The organism is Paenibacillus sp. 2TAB19, from assembly GCF_052115185.1.
GTDB lineage: Bacteria > Bacillota > Bacilli > Paenibacillales > Paenibacillaceae > Pristimantibacillus.
This window is the reverse complement of the sequence record NZ_JBFRGE010000023.1, coordinates 33,434-53,055: the sequence shown is the minus strand read 5'-3', so window position 1 is coordinate 53,055 and position 19,622 is coordinate 33,434. Positions and strand designations below refer to the sequence as shown.

The 19,622-nt window shown below is 49.9% G+C and carries 22 protein-coding genes and 1 other annotated feature; of the genes, 1 reads left to right on the top strand and 21 read right to left on the bottom strand.

Annotated elements, in window-relative coordinates; all coding sequences use genetic code 11:
- Positions 1-63: 63 nt before the first annotated feature.
- The 20 genes from rpoB to AB4Z33_RS12600 all read right to left on the bottom strand — a co-directional run bounded on the left by rpoB (position 64) and on the right by AB4Z33_RS12600 (position 17,631).
- On the bottom strand, positions 64-3,627 hold the full coding sequence (gene rpoB, locus AB4Z33_RS12695; protein ID WP_442050284.1) for a DNA-directed RNA polymerase subunit beta: 3,564 nt from the start codon (positions 3,625-3,627) through the stop codon (positions 64-66).
- Between the two features lie 354 nt (positions 3,628-3,981).
- Entirely contained in the window at positions 3,982-4,587 is a 606-nt protein-coding gene (locus AB4Z33_RS12690; RefSeq protein WP_442050308.1) for a class I SAM-dependent methyltransferase, read from the bottom strand.
- A 139-nt stretch (positions 4,588-4,726) separates the two neighbouring features.
- Positions 4,727-5,086: a 50S ribosomal protein L7/L12 gene (gene rplL, locus AB4Z33_RS12685; RefSeq protein ID WP_137186567.1), complete on the bottom strand. Its 360-nt coding sequence runs from the start codon at positions 5,084-5,086 to the stop codon at positions 4,727-4,729.
- A gap of 104 nt (positions 5,087-5,190) precedes the next feature.
- Positions 5,191-5,694, bottom strand: a complete 504-nt coding sequence (rplJ, locus tag AB4Z33_RS12680; protein WP_442050283.1) for a 50S ribosomal protein L10 — start codon at positions 5,692-5,694, stop codon at positions 5,191-5,193.
- A 55-nt stretch (positions 5,695-5,749) separates the two neighbouring features.
- Positions 5,750-5,913: a sequence feature (ribosomal protein L10 leader region), on the bottom strand.
- Between the two features lie 11 nt (positions 5,914-5,924).
- Complete coding sequence (gene rplA, locus AB4Z33_RS12675) at positions 5,925-6,617, bottom strand: 50S ribosomal protein L1 (protein WP_442050282.1); 693 nt, start codon at positions 6,615-6,617, stop codon at positions 5,925-5,927.
- Positions 6,618-6,745: 128 nt separating this feature from the next.
- Positions 6,746-7,171 carry a 50S ribosomal protein L11 gene (gene rplK, locus AB4Z33_RS12670; protein WP_337103231.1) on the bottom strand — a complete coding sequence of 142 codons (426 nt, stop codon included), beginning with the start codon at positions 7,169-7,171 and terminating at the stop codon, positions 6,746-6,748.
- A 90-nt stretch (positions 7,172-7,261) separates the two neighbouring features.
- Complete coding sequence (nusG, locus tag AB4Z33_RS12665) at positions 7,262-7,795, bottom strand: transcription termination/antitermination protein NusG (RefSeq protein ID WP_307208468.1); 534 nt, start codon at positions 7,793-7,795, stop codon at positions 7,262-7,264.
- Positions 7,796-7,819: 24 nt separating this feature from the next.
- Positions 7,820-8,029 (bottom strand): preprotein translocase subunit SecE, encoded by a 210-nt coding sequence (gene secE, locus AB4Z33_RS12660; RefSeq protein WP_337103230.1) that lies wholly within the window; start codon positions 8,027-8,029, stop codon positions 7,820-7,822.
- Between the two features lie 18 nt (positions 8,030-8,047).
- Positions 8,048-8,197: a 50S ribosomal protein L33 gene (gene rpmG / locus AB4Z33_RS12655; protein ID WP_015847242.1), complete on the bottom strand. Its 150-nt coding sequence runs from the start codon at positions 8,195-8,197 to the stop codon at positions 8,048-8,050.
- A 339-nt stretch (positions 8,198-8,536) separates the two neighbouring features.
- On the bottom strand, positions 8,537-9,187 hold the full coding sequence (sigH, locus tag AB4Z33_RS12650; RefSeq protein ID WP_442050281.1) for an RNA polymerase sporulation sigma factor SigH: 651 nt from the start codon (positions 9,185-9,187) through the stop codon (positions 8,537-8,539).
- 196 nt (positions 9,188-9,383) lie between these two features.
- Positions 9,384-9,908, bottom strand: a complete 525-nt coding sequence (locus AB4Z33_RS12645; protein ID WP_442050280.1) for an NYN domain-containing protein — start codon at positions 9,906-9,908, stop codon at positions 9,384-9,386.
- Positions 9,909-9,911: 3 nt separating this feature from the next.
- Positions 9,912-10,670, bottom strand: a complete 759-nt coding sequence (rlmB, locus tag AB4Z33_RS12640; RefSeq protein WP_337103227.1) for a 23S rRNA (guanosine(2251)-2'-O)-methyltransferase RlmB — start codon at positions 10,668-10,670, stop codon at positions 9,912-9,914.
- Positions 10,671-10,689: 19 nt separating this feature from the next.
- Positions 10,690-11,109, bottom strand: a complete 420-nt coding sequence (locus AB4Z33_RS12635) for a Mini-ribonuclease 3 (RefSeq protein WP_442050279.1) — start codon at positions 11,107-11,109, stop codon at positions 10,690-10,692.
- Positions 11,106-12,515 carry a cysteine--tRNA ligase gene (gene cysS, locus AB4Z33_RS12630; RefSeq protein WP_442050278.1) on the bottom strand — a complete coding sequence of 470 codons (1,410 nt, stop codon included), beginning with the start codon at positions 12,513-12,515 and terminating at the stop codon, positions 11,106-11,108. Before cysS ends, AB4Z33_RS12635 begins: the two co-directional genes overlap by 4 nt.
- Positions 12,496-13,176 (bottom strand): serine O-acetyltransferase, encoded by a 681-nt coding sequence (cysE, locus tag AB4Z33_RS12625; protein ID WP_442050277.1) that lies wholly within the window; start codon positions 13,174-13,176, stop codon positions 12,496-12,498. Before cysE ends, cysS begins: the two co-directional genes overlap by 20 nt.
- Before the next feature lie 324 nt (positions 13,177-13,500).
- Complete coding sequence (locus AB4Z33_RS12620) at positions 13,501-13,656, bottom strand: hypothetical protein (RefSeq protein ID WP_442050276.1); 156 nt, start codon at positions 13,654-13,656, stop codon at positions 13,501-13,503.
- Between the two features lie 143 nt (positions 13,657-13,799).
- Positions 13,800-15,260: a glutamate--tRNA ligase gene (gene gltX, locus AB4Z33_RS12615; RefSeq protein ID WP_442050275.1), complete on the bottom strand. Its 1,461-nt coding sequence runs from the start codon at positions 15,258-15,260 to the stop codon at positions 13,800-13,802.
- Positions 15,261-15,293: 33 nt separating this feature from the next.
- On the bottom strand, positions 15,294-15,773 hold the full coding sequence (ispF, locus tag AB4Z33_RS12610) for a 2-C-methyl-D-erythritol 2,4-cyclodiphosphate synthase (RefSeq protein WP_442050274.1): 480 nt from the start codon (positions 15,771-15,773) through the stop codon (positions 15,294-15,296).
- Complete coding sequence (ispD, locus tag AB4Z33_RS12605; protein WP_442050273.1) at positions 15,773-16,489, bottom strand: 2-C-methyl-D-erythritol 4-phosphate cytidylyltransferase; 717 nt, start codon at positions 16,487-16,489, stop codon at positions 15,773-15,775. The genes ispF and ispD overlap by 1 nt, the downstream gene beginning before the upstream one ends.
- 44 nt (positions 16,490-16,533) lie before the next feature.
- On the bottom strand, positions 16,534-17,631 hold the full coding sequence (locus AB4Z33_RS12600; RefSeq protein WP_442050272.1) for a PIN/TRAM domain-containing protein: 1,098 nt from the start codon (positions 17,629-17,631) through the stop codon (positions 16,534-16,536).
- 705 nt (positions 17,632-18,336) lie between these two features.
- On the opposite strand from AB4Z33_RS12600, the gene AB4Z33_RS12595 reads away from it, so the two are divergent.
- Entirely contained in the window at positions 18,337-18,732 is a 396-nt protein-coding gene (locus AB4Z33_RS12595) for a DUF1573 domain-containing protein (protein WP_337103220.1), read from the top strand.
- A gap of 103 nt (positions 18,733-18,835) precedes the next feature.
- On the opposite strand, the gene pssA is transcribed toward AB4Z33_RS12595, so the two are convergent.
- On the bottom strand, positions 18,836-19,579 hold the full coding sequence (gene pssA / locus AB4Z33_RS12590; protein ID WP_442050271.1) for a CDP-diacylglycerol--serine O-phosphatidyltransferase: 744 nt from the start codon (positions 19,577-19,579) through the stop codon (positions 18,836-18,838).
- Positions 19,580-19,622 lie beyond the last annotated feature (43 nt).

Below are 19,622 nucleotides of genomic sequence, written 5' to 3'. Positions count from 1 at the left end.
TTTATGCGTAAACTGCCGAATTCCGAGGAGCGCGTGACGCTACTCGGAATTCAGGCGAATGCTTTATTCAGCGCCGACTTCAGTGCCTTCTAGATTAAGATTAAGTTTATCGCCAGTGTTCTCTTCCTCGTCGTCCATTTCCTTCATCTCGATCTCTTCTTCATTCTCAGTCAGGATCTTAACGTCCATGCCCAAGCTTTGAAGCTCTTTGATCAATACTTTGAACGATTCTGGAACACCCGGTTCAGGAACATTCTCGCCTTTGACGATCGATTCGTATGTTTTCACACGGCCGACCACGTCATCGGATTTGACGGTAAGAATTTCTTGGAGTGTGTACGCTGCGCCATATGCCTCAAGCGCCCATACTTCCATCTCCCCGAAACGTTGTCCGCCGAATTGCGCTTTACCGCCGAGAGGCTGTTGCGTAACGAGCGAGTAAGGGCCCGTCGAACGAGCATGGATTTTATCGTCAACCATGTGCGCCAGTTTGATCATGTACATGACGCCAACTGTAACTTCACGTTCGAAGTTCTCGCCGGTACGACCGTCATAAAGGACAGTCTTACCATTACGCTGCATGCCGGCTTCTTCCATCGTATCGAATACGTCATTCTCGCGCGCGCCGTCGAATACAGGCGTTGCGGCGTGAATGCCGAGATGCTTACAAGCCATACCAAGGTGAACTTCAAGCGCTTGACCGATGTTCATCCGCGAAGGTACGCCGAGCGGATTCAGTACGACTTCTACTGGTGTACCGTCCGGTAGGAACGGCATATCCTCTTCTGGCATGATGCGGGCGATAACCCCTTTGTTACCATGACGTCCGGCCATTTTATCGCCTTCAGAAATTTTACGCTTCTGAGCGATGTAAGCACGAACCAACTGGTTAACGCCTGGCGGCAATTCGTCGCCGTTCTCACGAGTGAACACCTTCACGTCTACAACGATGCCGTCCGTACCATGCGGTACGCGGAGCGATGTATCACGAACTTCGCGAGCTTTCTCGCCGAAGATTGCGTGGAGCAATCTTTCCTCGGCCGTCAGCTCTGTTACGCCCTTAGGCGTTACTTTACCGACGAGGATGTCTCCTGCGTTAATCTCAGCACCGACACGGATAATGCCGCGTTCGTCGAGGTTGCGGAGCGCATCTTCGCCGACGTTCGGAATGTCGCGTGTAATTTCTTCCGGTCCAAGCTTCGTATCACGAGCTTCGGACTCATATTCTTCAATGTGAATGGACGTGTACACGTCTTCCTTCACAAGCTTTTCGCTTAGCAAGATGGCATCCTCGTAGTTGTAACCTTCCCACGTCATGAACGCGACAACAACGTTGCGTCCAAGCGCCAATTCGCCTTGTTCCGTGGAAGGGCCGTCTGCGAGAATATCGCCTTTCTTGATTACGTCGCCTTTGCGTACAAGCGGACGTTGGTTAATGCACGTACCTTGGTTGGAACGCATAAACTTATGAAGCTTGTGCTTAACCAAGTCGCCTGTTACCGGTTTGCCGTCAATGATCTCAACGCGGCGCAGCCAAATTTCGTTAGCTGACGAACGCTCGATAATTCCGTCATATTTGGCAACAATACATACACCAGAATCTTTTGCAGCCTTATGCTCCATACCCGTACCGACGAACGGCGCTTTCGGGATAAGAAGAGGCACGGCTTGACGTTGCATGTTCGATCCCATTAGAGCGCGGTTGGAGTCATCGTTCTCTAGGAACGGAATGAGCGCTGTCGCAACCGACACAACCTGCTTAGGCGATACGTCCATGTAGTCAACGCGTTCGCTAGGCATCGTCAAGATGTTATCCGCCTGTTTGTTGTAACGAACGATTGTGTTCGTTTCAGCAAATTGACCTTCAGGAGTCAGCTTCGCATTCGCTTGCGCGATGATATAGTTGTCTTCCTCATCGGCAGTCATGTAAGAGATTTGTTCCGTAACAGTTCCCGTCTTCGGATCAACCCAACGATACGGAGCTTCAATGAAGCCGTACTCGTTAATACGGGCGAACGAGGACAAGGAGTTGATCAAACCGATGTTCGGTCCCTCTGGCGTCTCGATTGGACACATACGGCCATAGTGAGAGTGATGGACGTCACGTACTTCGAAGCCTGCGCGTTCCCTTGTCAAACCGCCTGGTCCGAGTGCCGATAGACGACGCTTATGCGTCAATTCAGCAAGCGGATTCGTTTGGTCCATGAACTGGGAAAGCTGCGAGGAACCGAAGAACTCTTTGATCGACGCGATAACGGGACGGATATTGATTAGCGCCTGTGGCGTAATCGCATTCGCATCCTGAATCGACATTCTCTCGCGCACAACGCGTTCCATACGGGAAAGACCGATACGGAATTGGTTCTGCAGCAATTCGCCTACGGAACGCAGACGACGGTTGCCGAGATGGTCAATATCGTCCGTGCTTCCAACGCCGTGGAGCAAGTTAATGAAATAGTTAATGGAGGAAATGATGTCCGCAGGCGTAATGTGCTTAACGGATTTATCAATAACGCCATTTGCGATAACTTTAATGACTTTGTTCTCGTCAAGCGGCGAGAATACGCTGATCGTTTGCAGCGGAATACTATCAGCATCAAGAACACCGTTAGCGACGTGATAAGTCTTGAAGCCCACATCCGTCTCCAGCTTCTCGAGAATCTCGTCAAGCAAGCGACGGTCGATCATTTGTCCCGCCTCAGCGATAATCTCGCCTGTAGTCGGATCAACCAAGTTCTCAGCGAGCTTCTGGTTGAACAAACGATTTTTGATATGAAGCTTCTTGTTTATTTTGTAACGGCCGACATTGGCCAGGTCATATCGTTTTGGATCAAAGAAACGAGCTACAAGCAAGCTCTTCGCATTATCCAAAGTCGGCGGCTCACCTGGACGAAGACGCTCGTAAATCTCGATCAGCGCTTTCTCCGTGGAATCCGTATTGTCCTTGTCTAGCGTATTGCGAATGTACTCATCATGGCCTAGCAGCTCGAGAATCTCAGCGTCTGTGCCAAAACCAAGTGCACGCAAAAGCACCGTTACCGGAATTTTCCGGGTCCGGTCAATACGAACGTAAACAATATCCTTGGCATCCGTTTCAAGCTCCAGCCAAGCACCACGGTTCGGAATAACCGTTGCCGTGTAGTTCTTCTTCCCGTTCTTATCAACCTTCGTGCTGAAGTACACACTCGGGGAGCGCACCAATTGGCTGACTATAACCCGCTCGGCCCCGTTAATAATAAACGTGCCTGTCTCAGTCATAAGCGGGAAATCACCCATGAACACTTCTTGTTCCTTTACCTCGCCGGTCTCCTTATTGAAAAGTCGTACCTTAACGCGTAAAGGAGCTGCATACGTCACGTCGCGCTCTTTTGATTCATCGACCGAATATTTCGGTTCGCCTAAGCCATAGTCGATAAACTCAAGCGATAGATTGCCCGTAAAGTCCGAAATCGGAGAAATATCCTGAAACAATTCAATTAAATCGTTGTCCAAGAACTTCTCATACGATTTTTGTTGGATTTCAATCAGGTTCGGGACTTCCAGCACCTCGTTGATTCGGGCGTAGCTTCTGCGCGCTCGCCGACCATACTGAACAAGTTGTCCTGCCAACTTAACCTCACCCCTCATGTCTGTCTCACAGCATCGATACTTACTGCGTCACTCATAGCCGGCACCAGCCACCTATATAGTTAAATAAAGAAAAGCCCTTATCGAATAGTTCGAAAAAAGAGCGTGTTTCCGGCAGCCAACCATTCGCAGCGCGGCGCGATGGTCACATATCAAGTAATTTTGCCCAAAATGTAAACATTATACGTCAAACTTGCATATCTTATGCAATCCGCGCCCAAAAAATCATACTTGACATTTTAGTTGACTAAAGAGATTGAGCCCAATTTAATGCTGACATTTTATAATATTACCATATCCAAAAAGTCAAGTCAAACTATTTTGCAAAACATTCTTTGAAAACTTTTTCACTGCTTATGTTCGAGTAGCTTTGAAGATCCGATAGCCTTTATCCTTCGTAACTTCCTCGACCTCATGCTCTCCGAACAAGTCCTTAAGCTTCGCCTCCGCTGACGGCGCTCCTTGCTTCTTCTGAATCACAACCCACATCGTTCCGCCTGGCTCAAGCAGCTCATAGCCCTCCTCGAAGATACGATGAACGACTGCTTTTCCCGCGCGAATAGGCGGATTCGTTACAATGGTATTGAATCGTTGCTCTTTCACCGCAGCATAGATATCACTCTGCACTACCGTTACATTCGATATGCCGTTAAGTCGAGCATTCTCGCGAGACAACTCTACCGCTCGTTCATTAATATCAATCATCGTCACATGACCTTGCTGCGCCAGCTTCGCAGCCGTCAGCCCGATCGGGCCGTAGCCGCAACCGACATCAAGCACCTTCGCATCGCCCGCAATCTCCATGACATCAATCAACACTCGGCTGCCGTAATCGACACCCGTCTTGGAGAATACGCCGGCATCCGTCATAAAACGAAAGGCATAGCCGCGCAGATCAAAGGTATGCTGCTGCCGGTTATGTTTTACTTCCGGGCTTTCAGAATAATAATGATTCGACATGTTCGGCTTCCCTTCCGTCATCCTTTAGCTATTAGCTTATAACATGCAACGAACCCCTTGAAACCATGCGGTTCCAAGGGGCTCGTCAGCGAGGCCACAGCGTATGCTTATGTCCCTGCTGTATGCAATTTAAGCGATATTACTTAACTTCTACGGAAGCGCCAGCTTCAGTAAGTTTAGCTGCAACAGCTTCAGCTTCTTCTTTAGCAACTTTTTCTTTGATTGCTTTAGGAGCGCTGTCAACCAAGTCTTTCGCTTCTTTCAGGCCAAGACCTGTGATTTCGCGAACAACTTTGATTACGTTGATTTTCGATGCGCCAGCGTTGTTAAGGATAACGTCGAATTCGGATTGCTCAGCTTCAACAGCTACTGCTGCGCCACCAGCAGCTACTGGAGCTGCAGCAGTTACGCCGAATTCTTCTTCGATTGCTTTAACAAGGTCGTTCAGTTCAAGAACGGTCATAACTTTGATGGCTTCCAAGATTTGCTCTTTAGACATGGTTATACCTCCGGAAATTTGGTTTAGTTTTTTTGGTTTTCTAGCATTATGCGACCGGCATAAGCCGGATAACAGTTACATCATTAGCAATGTTGCGTTGTTTCTTAAGCTTGTGCTTCTTGCTTCTCGCCGACTGCTTTAACTGCAAGCGCGAAGTTGCGCATAGGAGCTTGCAATACGCTGAGGAGCATGGAAAGCAAACCGTCGCGGGACGGAAGCTCTGCAAGAGCTTTGATTTGATCCATATCAACGACTTTACCTTCAACGATACCGCCTTTAAGTTTCAAAGCGTCGTTTTTCTTAGCAAAATCGTTCAAGATTTTAGCTGGAGCAACGGCGTCTTCTTTGCCGAATGCGATTGCTGTAGGACCAGTCAGGATATCGTTCAAAGCTGCGAAATCCGTTCCTTCAGTTGCACGGCGAACGAGCGAGTTTTTCAAAACTTGGAATTCAATGCCCGCTTCGCGGAGTTGTTTCCGAAGTTCAGTAACTTGCGCAACGTTCAATCCGCGATAGTCAGCAACAACCGTGCTCGAGCTCTCAGAGATCTTAGCCGCGATTACTGATACTGCTTCTTGTTTCTCTTGGATGATCTTTGCGTTAGCCAAACTGTACACCTCCCGTAATATTGTACATTCCGATATACGACGGGCTTTCCTCGCCTCGATGCATGAGAAAGGCCTTCGCAGACGTTGCGAAGGCCATGATGTCGTTATCGCGGCAAGGCCGATTGGCCTTGGCTCGCTTACAAACGTTTTATCATAACACCTCGGTAGGAAATTAAGCCTAATGGCACCTACTGTCTTCGGTATGCGTGTTCGAAATTAAGTTCCGTTTCTTAGCGATAGTTCGCAGTCGATACACGAGCGCCAGGGCCCATAGTCGAGGAAACGGCGATGTTTTTCAGGTAAATACCTTTAGCAGCAGCCGGTTTAGCGCGAACCAAAGCATCAACCAATGCTTTAAGGTTCTCGTTCAGCTTCTCAGCATCGAACGATACTTTACCGATTGGAGCGTGGATTTGACCTGCTTTATCAAGACGGTATTCAATCTTACCGGCTTTGATTTCTTGAACGGCTTTCGTAACATCAAATGTTACTGTACCAGCTTTCGGGTTAGGCATCAAGCCCTTACCGCCGAGGATACGTCCAAGTTTACCAACTTCAGCCATCATGTCCGGCGTTGCTACGCAAACGTCGAATTCGAACCAGCCTTGTTGGATTTTGTTGATCATGTCTGCGTCGCCAACAAAGTCAGCGCCTGCAGCTTCCGCTTCTTTCGCTTTTTCGCCTTTTGCGAAAACGAGAACGCGTTTAGTTTTACCAGTACCGTGCGGAAGTACTACGACGCCGCGCACTGCTTGGTCTTGTTTACGTGGGTCAACGCCCAGACGAACTGCTACTTCAACGGATTCGTCGAATTTAGCTGTCGCAGCCTTCTTAACGAGTTCAATCGCTTCAGCCGGCTCGTAAGTTGCTTCGCTGTTGATCAGCTTAGCAGCTTCAACATATTTTTTACCGTGTTTAGCCATTTTGTTCTCCTCCTTATGTGGTATAGCGGAACACCCTCTTAGGGATGATCCTCCCACCTGCGAAAGCCGATTGGCTTCGCAAGACAGATCGTCCTAATCCCGCTAAAGCTGTAATAGCCTATGCGGAATTAGTCAACGATTGTTACGCCCATACTGCGCGCTGTACCTTCAACCATACGCATAGCTGCTTCAACAGAAGCTGCGTTTAGATCTTGCATTTTTTGCTCTGCGATTTCACGAACTTTATCGCGTTTCACAGTAGCAACTTTTTTCTTGTTCGGCTCACCTGAACCTTTTTCGATACCAGCAGCAACGCGGAGCAATACAGCAGCCGGCGGCGTTTTAGTCTCGAAAGTAAAGGAACGGTCTTCGAATACAGTGATCACGACTGGAATAATCAGACCAGCTTGATCCGCAGTACGAGCGTTGAACTCTTTACAGAAAGCCATGATGTTAACGCCTGCTTGACCTAGTGCCGGACCGATTGGTGGCGCTGGGTTAGCTTTGCCTGCAGGAACTTGCAGTTTGACCATCTTGATGACCTTTTTTGCCATGACTCATACCTCCTTACCTTGTAATCCTAAAGCATTACACGATCCGATGAAATACACTAAAGTATTCCAAGCGGACTTGGAAACCGGATATTAAATCTTTTCCACTTGAGTATAGTCGAGCTCAAGAGGGGTTTCCCTGCCAAACATGTTGACATGAACTTTCAACTTCGCTTTGTCGAGCAAAATTTCTTCTACTGAACCGACAAAGTCTGCGAAAGGACCTACTTTGACGCGAACCGTTTCTTTCAGTTCGAATTCGATCTTCGGCTTCGGCTCTTCCATACCCATATGCTTGAGGATTTGCTCCACTTCATCGGGCAATAGAGGAGTCGGCTTCGAACCGGACCCAGTTGAACCTACGAATCCAGTTACGCCTGGCGTATTACGAACAACGTACCATGAATCGTCGGTTTGAACCATTTCCACAAGAACATAGCCAGGGTAGACTTTGCGTTGAACGGTCTTTTTCTTACCGTCCTTCTCTACCACTTCATCTTCCATAGGAACGAGCACGCGGAAGATCTTGTCTTCCATGCCCATTGATTCAACACGGCGTTCCAGGTTGACTTTCACCTTGTTCTCATACCCGGAGTAAGTGTGCACGACGTACCATCTTTTTTCCATCACTAATCCACCTTTGGACCCTTCTTAAACAATGAGTTCAACCAGAGTCGAGATCCCGATGTCAAGAAGCCAGAAGTAAATCGTTACAAACGTGATCGTTAAAAGAACGACGATCGAGTAGCTTGTCAACTCTTTACGATTTGGCCAGCGAACTTTCTTAAGTTCTGCCCAGCTGTCGGCAAAAAAACTAAACGTATTACCAAAGCTTTGCTTTAGTTTAGCCAAAAATGCCACGGTCACACCTCCAATTGACTATCTCGTCTCGCGATGAGGAGTCTGCTCGTTACAAAACTTGCAAAACTTCTTCAACTCGATGCGGTCGGGGTGATTGCGTTTGTTCTTGCTGCTCGCATAGTTTCTCTGTTTGCAGTTTGTGCATGCCAACGTGATAATAACCCGCATTGAATTACACCTCCCGAACTGCTACAAAATACGAATCATGAAGCTCTATATGAAACATCATTGATTCCATCGCAAATACAAAAAAAAACCTCGATTTCAGGCCTACCTAAACACTTTAGCATATGGCATTTTTCATGTCAATGTAAAAGATAGACGCGCGGCATGCGAATTATTGCCAAGACAGCCTGCTTGGACTCGGGACTCGTATCTACCATTATCGTCTGCTTCACGATTTTTCAACCCTATCAATAAAAAAACCGTCCCGGTCCGCCTGGTCTTACCAGACGGAATAGACAGCCTTGGTTATTATGCAGCTTGCAGCTCGTTGCTGAACGACACTTACCCGCTAATGTCCCTGATTTCCAAGTAACGTTCAAGCTTCCGCTTCACCCGTTGCAAAGCATTATCAATTGACTTCACGTGGCGGTCCAAATCGACGGCAATTTCCTGGTATGATCTTCCGTCCAAATAAAGCATGAGCACTTTGCGCTCTAGATCGCTTAATATTTCGGACATCTTATCTTCCAAGCCAACGAATTCTTCTTGATTAATAATAAGTTCTTCCGGATCGGATACGCGAGTGCCGCATATAACGTCCAGCAGCGTGCGGTCTGAATCTTCATCATAAATTGGCTTGTCAAGCGATACATACGAATTGAGTGGGATGTGCTTCTGACGCGTGGCTGTTTTGATGGCGGTAATGATCTGCCTTGTAATGCACAATTCGGCAAAGGCTTTGAAGCTTGCTAGCTTGTCCCCTTTGAAATCGCGAATTGACTTATATAAGCCGATCATCCCTTCCTGCACGATATCTTCACGATCCGCGCCGATAAGAAAATAAGAACGCGCCTTTGCTCGCACGAAGTTCTTATACTTATTAATCAAATATTCCAGCGCCATGCTGTCGCCGTTGCGGACCGCCTCGACGATGTCCTCGTCCGTACTGCTGTCGTATTCGAGCGTACTCCATTCTTTGAGGTCGATGCCCACGAACTATCCCTCCGGCCTGCAAGGCGTACACCGCTAGATTCTGAAAATATAGAGCCAGTATACATGATAAAACCTTACACCGTCAACCAATTCAGCCTCGAAAACTATCGATTATCTAGTAAAATTGTAACTTTGTGGAACATTGAAACAAGCGTCGATCAATACGATCTTCACTTATTTCGCCGACTCGATTCCCTTACTTTTCGCCGCGTCTCATTCGTTCCAGCTTACTCCACGTCTCCAGATTCACTCTCGAGTCAACCGAATTGCGCTTGATCGGCTTCTCTTCCCGAAGCGTTTGCTCGATATCTTTGCGGTTCTGCCCAATGTCGATGAGCAGCTCGCGCGCGGATACGCGAAGGGCGCCTTGGCCAAAAGCAACATGCTGCTCAATCATATCGGAGGTCGCCACGTAGATGTTCCTACGCCTCGAGCTCAGCTCCGCGCACAAGCGTTCAATGCACTCGTCAGCCGTTTCTTTCTCCTTCGTATAGATGACCGTGAGCTTATGCTGCCGGTAAGTCGCACCTATGCCTGGGACAAAATAAGCGTCAAATACCACATACACCTTCATGCCCGTGAAGCCTTGATAATCCGCAAGCATGTCCAGCAGCTTATCCCGCGCATCTTCCAGGTCATGCTCCTTGAGCTTCTCGAGCATTGGCCACGCGCCGATCATATTGTATCCATCGACCAACAAAATGTCGTCGCGCCGATTCATGCCCTAGACGCCCCGGCGTTGCCGCACGACTTCATACATAAGCACGCCTGCTGCAACCGAGGCATTCAGTGAATTCAAGCGGCCGAGCATCGGAAGTTTAACGAGAAAATCGCATTTTTCTTTAATAAGCCGGCCCATGCCCTTGCTCTCGTTGCCGATTACGACGGCGAGCGGCATATCGAACTTCATCTTGTACACATCCTGCGATGCGCTTACGTCCGTACCGGCGACCCATACGCCCGCTTCCTTCAGCTTATCGATGGTTTGAGCCAGGTTCGTCACTCTCGCGACAGGCACATGTTCTGCAGCTCCAGCCGAGGTCTTAAGCACAGTAGCCGTCAGCGATGCCGAGCGGCGCTTCGGAATAATGACACCGTGCACGCCCGTACATTCTGCCGTTCTTAGAATCGAGCCGAGGTTATGCGGATCCTCAATCTCGTCAAGGACAAGAATGAACGGCGTCTCCCCGCTCTTCGATGCGATCTCGAGCAGCTCTTCTACTTCCACATAATCAAAGGCAGCCGCCTGCGCGACGACACCCTGATGGGCAACGCCTTCGACCATGCTATCAAGCTTACGCTTGTCAACGAATTGAACCACGATGCCAAGCTTCTTCGCCTCGGCAACGATCGGCTGCGTCAACGTCTTCTGCGCGCCGTCAGCAATCCATATTTTATTAATTTCCCGTCCGGAACGAAGCGCTTCAAGCACGGGATGCTTGCCAGCGATCATTTCCTCCTGGTTTTGGTTCTCAACAGACATCATGTTCCCTCCTCTATTTCTATTTTCCTTCAAGTCCGATCGCGAACAGTTCACCGAGCCGCTCATTGCGCCCTTCGTAATACAAATAACCGACGAGGCTCTCGAGCGCCGTCGCAAGGCGGTAATCAGCCGGATCCGCGTTCTTAGGCGGAGCCCCCGACTTGGCGTTGCGGCCTCGGCGGACGATGTCCGCCTCCTCCTCCGTCAGATGCGGCTGCAATCGCTCAAGCAATTGCCGCTGGCCCTTCGCCGACACGATGCTTGTCGCTTCGCGATGCATATGATGCGACTTGTTATTGGGCAGCGACACTAAGTACTGTCGCACGAGCAGTTCAAATACGGCATCGCCCACATATGCGAGAACAACCGGATTAATCAACTGCGGTTTCTTGGCGGGCGGATAGAACATGAGCGAGCCTGCATCTAGATGTTCGCTCATTTGCGTCTCCAACGAATGCCTTGCGGCGTATCCTCAAGCACAATATTTTTCTCAGCCAGCAGATCGCGGATTTCGTCCGCTCTTGCCCAGTTTTTCGATTTGCGCGCTTCCGTACGCTCTACGATTAATTGATCGATATCCGCATCAAGCAATTCGTCGGCCGCTTCTTGAGCCGGCAGGAGACCAAGCACATTATCCAGCTGCTCAAACAGAGCCAACAGTGCCTGCAATCCTTCAGCAGAAGCGTCGCTGCGATTCATATATTGATTCGCTTCAGTCACAAGCTCGAATACTGCCGTTATAGCATCCGGCGTATTGAAGTCGTCGCTCATCTTCGCATGGAACTGGCTCGCAATCTCATCAAGCTTCGCTTGAAGCGCTGGATCTACCGCGGCATCGCTTAGTCCTTCGCTGCTCAGCCTATGCTTTAGGTTCGCCGCGCAGTTGGCAATCCGCTCAACGCTATTTACCGCTTGCGCAATCGTCTCGTCGCTGAAGTTAAGCGGGCTGCGGTAATGCGTCGACAACATGAAGTAACGGATCGCGTGCGGCTTAATCCGCTTCACGAGCTCATTAACCGTAATGCCGTTTCCGAGCGATTTGGACATTTTTTCATTATTGATATGAATGTAACCGTTATGCATCCAGTAGTTCGCCAGAGGCTTGCCGCTAAGGCTTTCCGACTGCGCGATTTCGCATTCATGATGCGGGAATTGAAGATCATGTCCACCGCCGTGAATATCGAGCGTTTCGCCGAGATACTTACGTGCCATTGCCGAGCACTCAATATGCCAACCCGGACGGCCGTCTCCCCATGGGCTCTCCCACTTGATCTCGCCTGGCTTCGCGCCCTTCCACAGCACGAAGTCCTGCTGATTTTCTTTGCGGTCGCCAATCTCTACACGAATGCCGAATTGCAGCTCGCCTAAGTTTTGGCCCGAAAGCTTGCCATATTCATCGAATTTGGACGTACGGAAATATACGTCGCCTTCACTCTCATACGCATAGCCTTTGTCTACGAGCTCTGCAATAAACGCGATAATCTCCGGAATATTGTCCGTTACGCGCGGATTAAGCGTTGCCTTGCGCACGCCAAGCGAATCGATATCCCCGTAGAACGCCGTGATAAACTTCTCCGCAACTTCCGGCACAGTCGTGCCGAGCTGTTCCGCCTTCTTAATGAGCTTGTCGTCTACGTCCGTGAAGTTGACCACATAACGGACCTCGTTGCCTGCTGCTTCCAAGTAGCGGCGCACAACGTCGAAGAATATAACCGGACGCGCATTGCCGATATGAATATAGTCATATACCGTCGGCCCGCATACGTACATGTTAACCTTGCCCGGTGTCTGAGGGACGAATGAATCCTTCGCTCTCGTGAGCGTATTATATATCGTAATTGCCATTGTCAAAAATTCCTCCTGCTTCGGGCTCTTGAACTTCCTTGCCTAATTCAGCCTTCAAACTATCAATTTCCTTTTTCATCGCGCGGAACATTTCAATGACCGGATCCGGCAGCTGTTTATGGTCGAGCCGATCGCCTACCCTCTCCCCGTTCCGCTTCACCACGCGGCCTGGATTCCCGACCACGGTGCTGTTATCAGGCACCTCGCGCAGGACGACCGCATTGGATCCTATATTAGAATTATCTCCAACTTGGAAGGAACCGAGAACCTTCGCCCCCGATCCGATGACGACATTATTGCCGATCGTCGGATGGCGCTTGCCCTTTTCCTTGCCTGTGCCGCCCAGCGTAACGCCTTGATAGATAACGACGTCGTCTCCGATTTCGCATGTTTCTCCGATAACGACGCCCATGCCATGATCGATGAACAGCCGATTGCCAATTGTCGCACCGGGGTGGATCTCAATACCCGTCATGAAGCGTCCTACCTGCGAGATGATCCTCGCAAGCGTAAACCAGCCTCTACGGTATAAGGGATGCGCAATGCGATGCGCCCAAATAGCATGCAGGCCCGAATAAGTGAAGATGACCTCGAAACGGCTTCGGGCCGCCGGATCATTTTCGAATACTGCTTGAACGTCCGATCGAAAATGGCGAAACATACGTTTTGCTCCTCTGCTTTCAAAATTGCTTGGCTCTACGCTATGAGTTGCTTTTCCTTCCAATAAAAAAAGCCCCTGCAGCATCAAGTGCTGCAGAGGCGTGTTTATCGCGCGGTCCCACTCTGCTTGAACAATACACGGCACTCCAAGCGTAAATGGCTACCGCCGTCCTTTAAGGCGGCGTGAAGCAATCATTTCGCGAAGAAATATAAGCACAGTATAAACATGAAATTTTATACTTTCTTATATTTCAAAAGAATCCGGCTGTTCACCTTCATGTCTTTAACGCAGACTTACGTTGTCGCCTACCCTGCTTACCGATGACTAAAGCTCGATAACCAGCTCGGAACAAAGCTCCCAGGTGCAAATTTCCGTTAGCGCGAACCAAACAACTTTCAGCCCCACTCTTGCCGCTGCCCCAATACCCTCAAGCAGCGCCGATTCGAATGACGGTTGTCCTCTCTGCGAATCCGCATGCAAACGTACTAATCCTGTTCATAGCCGATATATTCATGTAGATATTATCCATAGTATACTCAATAGCCAAATAGGTGACAAGGACTATCTGCAAAGCCTCTCTTCACAGCGCCTGCCGTGCCGGCAAACGATCGACAGCTACATCGTTATCCTAGACGCGCGCGAAGACGCGACACGACCTTGTCTTTGCCTAGCAGCGCGATCGACTGGTTCAAGTCGGAGCCATGGGTTTGGCCTGTCAGCGCAGCGCGAATAGGCATGAACAGCTGCTTCCCTTTGAAGCCGGTATCCTTCTGAACGGCCTTGATCATATCCTTAATGACGTCAACCGTAAATGCAGAATCGCCCGCTTCCACGAGCGCAAGGAATGCGCTCAGTACTGCCGGAACCTGCTCTTCGGCAAGCACGCTAACTGCATCATCCTCGTCCGCCGGCTCCTCAGCGAAGAACAACGCCGTAATCGGCACAATATCAGCCGCATAACGAAGCTTATCCTGATGCAGCGCTACGAGATCGCTTACCCAAGCGCGGCCATCCGCATCCAGCTCAGCCGCGACACGGCCAGCCTTCTGCAGGTGAGGAATGCACATATCAACGACGCGCGGAAGCTCCGCCTTCTTCATGTACTCGTTGTTCATCCAGCTCAGCTTCTGCGTATCGAATACGGCCGGGCTCTTGCTCAGACGCTCCGCATTGAATACCTCGATCAGTTGCTCGCGCGTGAACATCTCTTGCTCGCCTTCCGGCGACCAGCCAAGCAAAGCGATGAAGTTGAACAACGCCTCCGGCAAGTAGCCGAGGTCATCGTACTGCGAGATGAATTGAATAATCGACTCATCGCGCTTGCTTAGCTTCTTGCGCTGCTCATTCACGATCAGCGTCATATGGGCAAACAGCGGCGGCTCCCAGCCGAAAGCTTCATAGATCATAAGCTGGCGCGGCGTATTGGAGATATGATCCTCTCCGCGCAGCACATGGCTGATTTTCATCAAATGATCGTCCAGTACAACAGCGAAGTTATAGGTCGGAATGCCATCCTTCTTCACGATAACGAAGTCGCCCATCTCAGTTGTATCGAAGCTGATCGAGCCCTTCACCATGTCGTCGAACTGATACGTGCGGCCTTCCGGAACACGGAAGCGAATGCTAGGCACACGGCCCTCCGCCTCGAACGCAGAACGTTGTTCATCGGTCAGATCGCGGTGACGGCCGGAATAACGGGGCGTTTCGCCGCGCTCAAGCTGCTCATTCCGCTCTTGCTCTAATTCCTCTTCATTGCAATAGCAACGGTAGGCGAGACCTCGGTCAAGCAGCTCCTGCCAATAAACGCGATAAATATCGAGACGCTCGGTTTGACGGTATGGGCCGTATCCGCCGCCGATATCCACGCTCTCATCCCAATCGATGCCGAGCCACTTCATGTATGTAAGCTGGCTTTCTTCGCCGCCCGCTACGTTTCTTTTCACATCCGTATCTTCAATACGAACGATGAATTTGCCGCCAAGATTGCGTGCAAACAAATAATTGAATAAGGCCGTTCTAGCGTTGCCGATATGCAGGTGACCCGTCGGCGACGGCGCATAACGTACACGTACTTCCTGTGTCATAAATATACTCCTCCATTATTTAAGTAGGTTTAATTAGCCCGCTTTAACTAAACAAACAACCGATTGCGCCGCAATCCCTTCACCGCGTCCTGCGAAGCCAAGCTGCTCCGTCGTTGTCGCCTTCACATTCACTTGCGATACATCCGCTTCAAGCGCCTTCGCAATAATCTCCGTCATTTGCGGAATATAGGGCAGCATCTTCGGGCGTTGAGCAATAATCGTCGAATCAATATTGCCGAGCTTATAGCCCTTCTCCCGAATAAGCTTCCATACATGCTCCAACAGCTTTAAGCTGTCCGCATCCTTATATGCAGCGTCCGTATCAGGAAAATGTTTACCGATGTCGCCCATTCCGAGCGCGCCTAGAATGGCATCTGTAATGGCATGCAGCAGCACGTCCGCGTCGGAATGCCCGAGCAGCCCCTTCTCATAAGGGATCGTTACGCCGCCGATAATGCAAGGACGCCCCTCAACCAATTGATGCACATCAAAACCTTGTCCTACACGTATCACTATTTATCATCCTTTCCCTCAACCAGATCGACACGGCGATTTGCTAGCAGAAATTCCGCCCATGGCAAATCGTCAGGCGTCGTTATCTTTATATTCGTATATTCGCCCTCTGCAACGGTAACGGTTGCTCCCGTCCGTTCCACAACCATCGCGTCATCCGTGCCGATGAAGCCGGCTGCTTCCGCCTGCTCATGCGCTTCAAGCAGCAATGCATGACGAAAAGCTTGCGGCGTTTGTATCGCCCACAAGCTTCGACGGTCCGGCGTAGCAATGATGACGCCCGCTTCATCTACTTGCTTGATCGTGTCCTTCACAGGAACGGCAAGCACTGCGGCTTCGTTGCGCTCGGCGGTCTCGCAGCATCGCTGCACGGCTTCCGCCGACACGAGCGGACGAACGCCGTCATGCACCATGACCCATTCGGCCGTAATCGCTTGAAGACCGATGTGTACGGAATGCTGGCGCTCCTTGCCTCCGGCAAGAACAGCCTTCACCTTCGCAAAGCCGTAGCGGGCAACCCATTCCTGGCACCTAGGCACATCGTCCGCGCCGACAACAAGCACCGTTTCCTTCACGGTGTCCATTCGCTCGAACAGCTCCAGTGTATGCACAAGAATAGGCTTGTCCGCTAACTGCAAATATTGTTTGCTCTCTTTCGTCCCCATCCGCGTCCCGCGTCCGGCCGCGACGATGACGACTCCCCAATCTGCTAACATGACCCAACCTGCCTAACACTCTATGATAGTACTATCATACCTTGTTAGAGCGCTTTTTCCAACAGCTTCGGTTTCGCGAATATCATCCGGCCCGCCGACGTCTGCAGGACACTCGTAACGAGCACCTCCATCGTCGTGCCTATGTAGTCGCGGCCGCCCTCAACGACGATCATCGTGCCGTCATCCAGATACGCTACGCCTTGGCCGTGTTCCTTGCCGTCTTTGATCACTTGAACGATAATTTCTTCTCCCGGCAGAACAACGGGCTTCACGGCGTTAGCTAGATCATTAATGTTAAGCACCGATACGCCTTGCAGCTCGCATACTTTATTCAGGTTGAAGTCATTCGTTACGACTTTGCCGTGGAGCGCCTTCGCGAGCTTCACCAGCTTGCTGTCCACCTCGCCGATCTCCTCGAAGTCTCCTTCGTAGATCAGAACGCGAACATCAAGCTCCTTCTGAATTTTGTTCAAAATATCAAGGCCGCGACGGCCTCTGTTACGCTTCAGCAAATCCGAGGAATCGGCAATATGCTGCAGCTCCTCCAGCACGAATTCCGGAATGACCAGCGTGCCTTCGATAAAGCCGGTTTTGCATATATCCGCAATCCGACCGTCGATAATAACGCTCGTATCGAGGATCTTATGCTCCTCGTAACCGCTCGTTTCCTCGGGCTCTGGCGCTGTTCGCCGCTTCTCCAGCAAGCTCTCGAAGCCAGTCGCCAGCTCTTCCTTCTTATGCAAGCCGATGCTGAGGCCCAAATACCCGAATGTCAACATCATCGCAGCAGGAATGAGTCGTCCCATACCGCTGAAATCCGAGACGGCCGGATAAAGAAGCACAGCAAGCAGCAAGCCAGCCAGCAAACCGCCCGCGCCCGCTATCAAATCCTTCATCGGCAGCGCAGCTGTCTGCTCCGCGCCCTTCTGCATATACCGAATGACCTGCCCTGCTAACATTGTTGCTGCAATGACTCCAAATACCGCGCCAACTGCTACATTCATGTAATAAGTGCCCGATCGCTGCAGCATACCGAATGATGAGCTCGACCACAGTGCCGCTCCATTCATCCAACCATATACTTCGCCGCCGGCCATACCGCCAAACAACATACCCATTATTTGAATTATACGTCTAACCATTACGGTTCACCTCCATTACAATTATGTTCCAATAATAGGCAGGTTAATCGTTAGCAGCGCGTGAATTTGTAAAATAGTTCTTTCTCCTTCTACCGCCTCGGGTAAATAGGAGGTTGCTATTCGTGCTTTAGTGAGCTTTATCTCATCCCGAGTGAGGTGAACCTCACTTAAATGAGCTGCAAAAGCCTGCTTCGCACAATTAGTGAGGCAATCCTCACTCCTGATGAAGCTGGGTTCCCGACAAGTGAGGTTTGCCTCACTATTTTGTCCGCACCTAACCGTTCGAAGCATTTCTGTGAGATTCTCCCTCACTATTTAATGAACTCCCTCACTAGCCGTTCATCCTCGAATTTCTGTGATAAAGTTTTTCTCCCCGCATCAGAATGTTCACCTCTATACAGAGTCAAACCGTATAGATGTGCATTCTGATTGGCGATAAAAACTTCCACTATCCGCGGTCGCTCATCCTCGAATTTCTACGATAAAGTTTTCTACCCACATCAGAATGTTCACATCAATACAGAATCAAACCGTATAGATGCGCATTCTGATTGGCGATAAAATTTACCTTTAGCCGCGGTCGCTCACCACTGAATTACTTCGATCAGAATTTTCTCATAATTCACATTTTGAAAACAGCCCCCCTGAGGCTTATAATGGGAATTGAGATTACTTTCGAAGAGGTTGGTGATAGAGGTGGAATCGATGAGCGCTCCAACACTGAATCAGTTCCAGCAGCAGGTATCTGAACTACTGCTTAGACACCGGAGCCTGCTAGACGTTATGTCAAAGTTCGGACAATCGGGCGCTTCCGTGAATCGTGCTGTATCCAAAGCCGTAACGGATTGCGGCTGCATTGAATTGAACGCCAAAAAACAGCAATACTCGGATGAGCTTGATCTCGAAAATGCGAAAACAACGCTGCAAAGCCATCTCTCCGGAGAGGTTTGCGAGCATTGCCGGGACGTACTGAAGTCCGAGCTCGGACGCAATTTGTTTTACATGACCGCTTTATGCAATCTGCTGAACATTGAACTAGACGAGGTAATCGCAGACGAATACGACAAATGCTCGACGCTTGGCTTATTTAATTTAACGTAGTCGATTATGCATGCCATTAAGACGACGCCAACCTTATCGTTGCAATACGAAAAAAACCGCCTGATCTGCTTCCGATGCAGAGGCGGTTTTTTCTATTCTTACATTATGCTGTATGTTCGGATTTCACTGAATCATCCGATTGATCCTGTCTGTTTCCGCGCTTTCTGCGTTTTTTGGGCCGTCGGCTAACGTTTTTTTTTAGGCCGTACAAGGCGTACAGCAGCAGCGGTACGAACAAGATTTTGGACAATTGATGTTTAAATAAAAGGCCTAATACGACCGAGACCGCTACGATAATCGGTACTACCCATACTGCGCTTCTCGGGATGCCGACTTTTTTGAAATTCGGGTATTTAATGGTGCTGACCATTAATAGCGCAAGCGCCAACGTGCTTGCCAGCAAGATCGATACCGCTATATCATCCTTAAATAACGCAAGCGTTGCCAGAACGCCTCCGGCCGCTGGGATCGGAAGTCCGATGAAGTAACCCGGCGAGCTTGCAATTACGTTAAATCGTGCGAGTCTGAGTGCTCCGCAAATCGGGAACAGAGCCGTAACGATCCAGGCCAATGCTGGACTCAAATCTTGGAATGCGACCACGTACATAATAAAAGCAGGCGCTACGCCAAACGAAATAACGTCGGATAACGAATCAAGCTCCTTGCCGAACTCGCTTTGAGCATTGAGCGCCCGAGCGACACGTCCGTCTACGCCGTCGAGCAGCATGGCGATTAACACCATCATTGCTGCCGTATCCGGTTTTTCGTTGAACACAAGGATGATGGCGATTACTCCTAAGAATAAGTTCCCCACCGTGAGAAGGCTCGGTATCGACTTTGTGATCATCTTTTCCACCTCTTCTCTACTATGCCCCAAAACCTGTTACTAA

Coding starts and splice junctions, on each gene's coding strand:
- rlmB (WP_337103227.1), bottom strand. CDS start 10,670: ATGTCTGTTGAGAACCAAAACCAGGAGGAAATGATCGCTGGCAAGCAT.
- AB4Z33_RS12600 (WP_442050272.1), bottom strand. CDS start 17,631: ATGGTTAGACGTATAATTCAAATAATGGGTATGTTGTTTGGCGGTATG.
- rpoB (WP_442050284.1), bottom strand. CDS start 3,627: ATGAGGGGTGAGGTTAAGTTGGCAGGACAACTTGTTCAGTATGGTCGG.
- gltX (WP_442050275.1), bottom strand. CDS start 15,260: ATGACACAGGAAGTACGTGTACGTTATGCGCCGTCGCCGACGGGTCAC.
- AB4Z33_RS12690 (WP_442050308.1), bottom strand. CDS start 4,587: ATGTCGAATCATTATTATTCTGAAAGCCCGGAAGTAAAACATAACCGG.
- AB4Z33_RS12645 (WP_442050280.1), bottom strand. CDS start 9,908: ATGAATCGGCGCGACGACATTTTGTTGGTCGATGGATACAATATGATC.
- rpmG (WP_015847242.1), bottom strand. CDS start 8,197: ATGCGGGTTATTATCACGTTGGCATGCACAAACTGCAAACAGAGAAAC.
- AB4Z33_RS12595 (WP_337103220.1), top strand. CDS start 18,337: ATGAGCGCTCCAACACTGAATCAGTTCCAGCAGCAGGTATCTGAACTA.
- AB4Z33_RS12635 (WP_442050279.1), bottom strand. CDS start 11,109: ATGAGCGAACATCTAGATGCAGGCTCGCTCATGTTCTATCCGCCCGCC.
- nusG (WP_307208468.1), bottom strand. CDS start 7,795: ATGGAAAAAAGATGGTACGTCGTGCACACTTACTCCGGGTATGAGAAC.
- ispD (WP_442050273.1), bottom strand. CDS start 16,489: ATGTTAGCAGATTGGGGAGTCGTCATCGTCGCGGCCGGACGCGGGACG.
- cysS (WP_442050278.1), bottom strand. CDS start 12,515: ATGGCAATTACGATATATAATACGCTCACGAGAGCGAAGGATTCATTC.
- rplL (WP_137186567.1), bottom strand. CDS start 5,086: ATGTCTAAAGAGCAAATCTTGGAAGCCATCAAAGTTATGACCGTTCTT.
- pssA (WP_442050271.1), bottom strand. CDS start 19,579: ATGATCACAAAGTCGATACCGAGCCTTCTCACGGTGGGGAACTTATTC.
- cysE (WP_442050277.1), bottom strand. CDS start 13,176: ATGTTTCGCCATTTTCGATCGGACGTTCAAGCAGTATTCGAAAATGAT.
- rplK (WP_337103231.1), bottom strand. CDS start 7,171: ATGGCAAAAAAGGTCATCAAGATGGTCAAACTGCAAGTTCCTGCAGGC.
- rplA (WP_442050282.1), bottom strand. CDS start 6,617: ATGGCTAAACACGGTAAAAAATATGTTGAAGCTGCTAAGCTGATCAAC.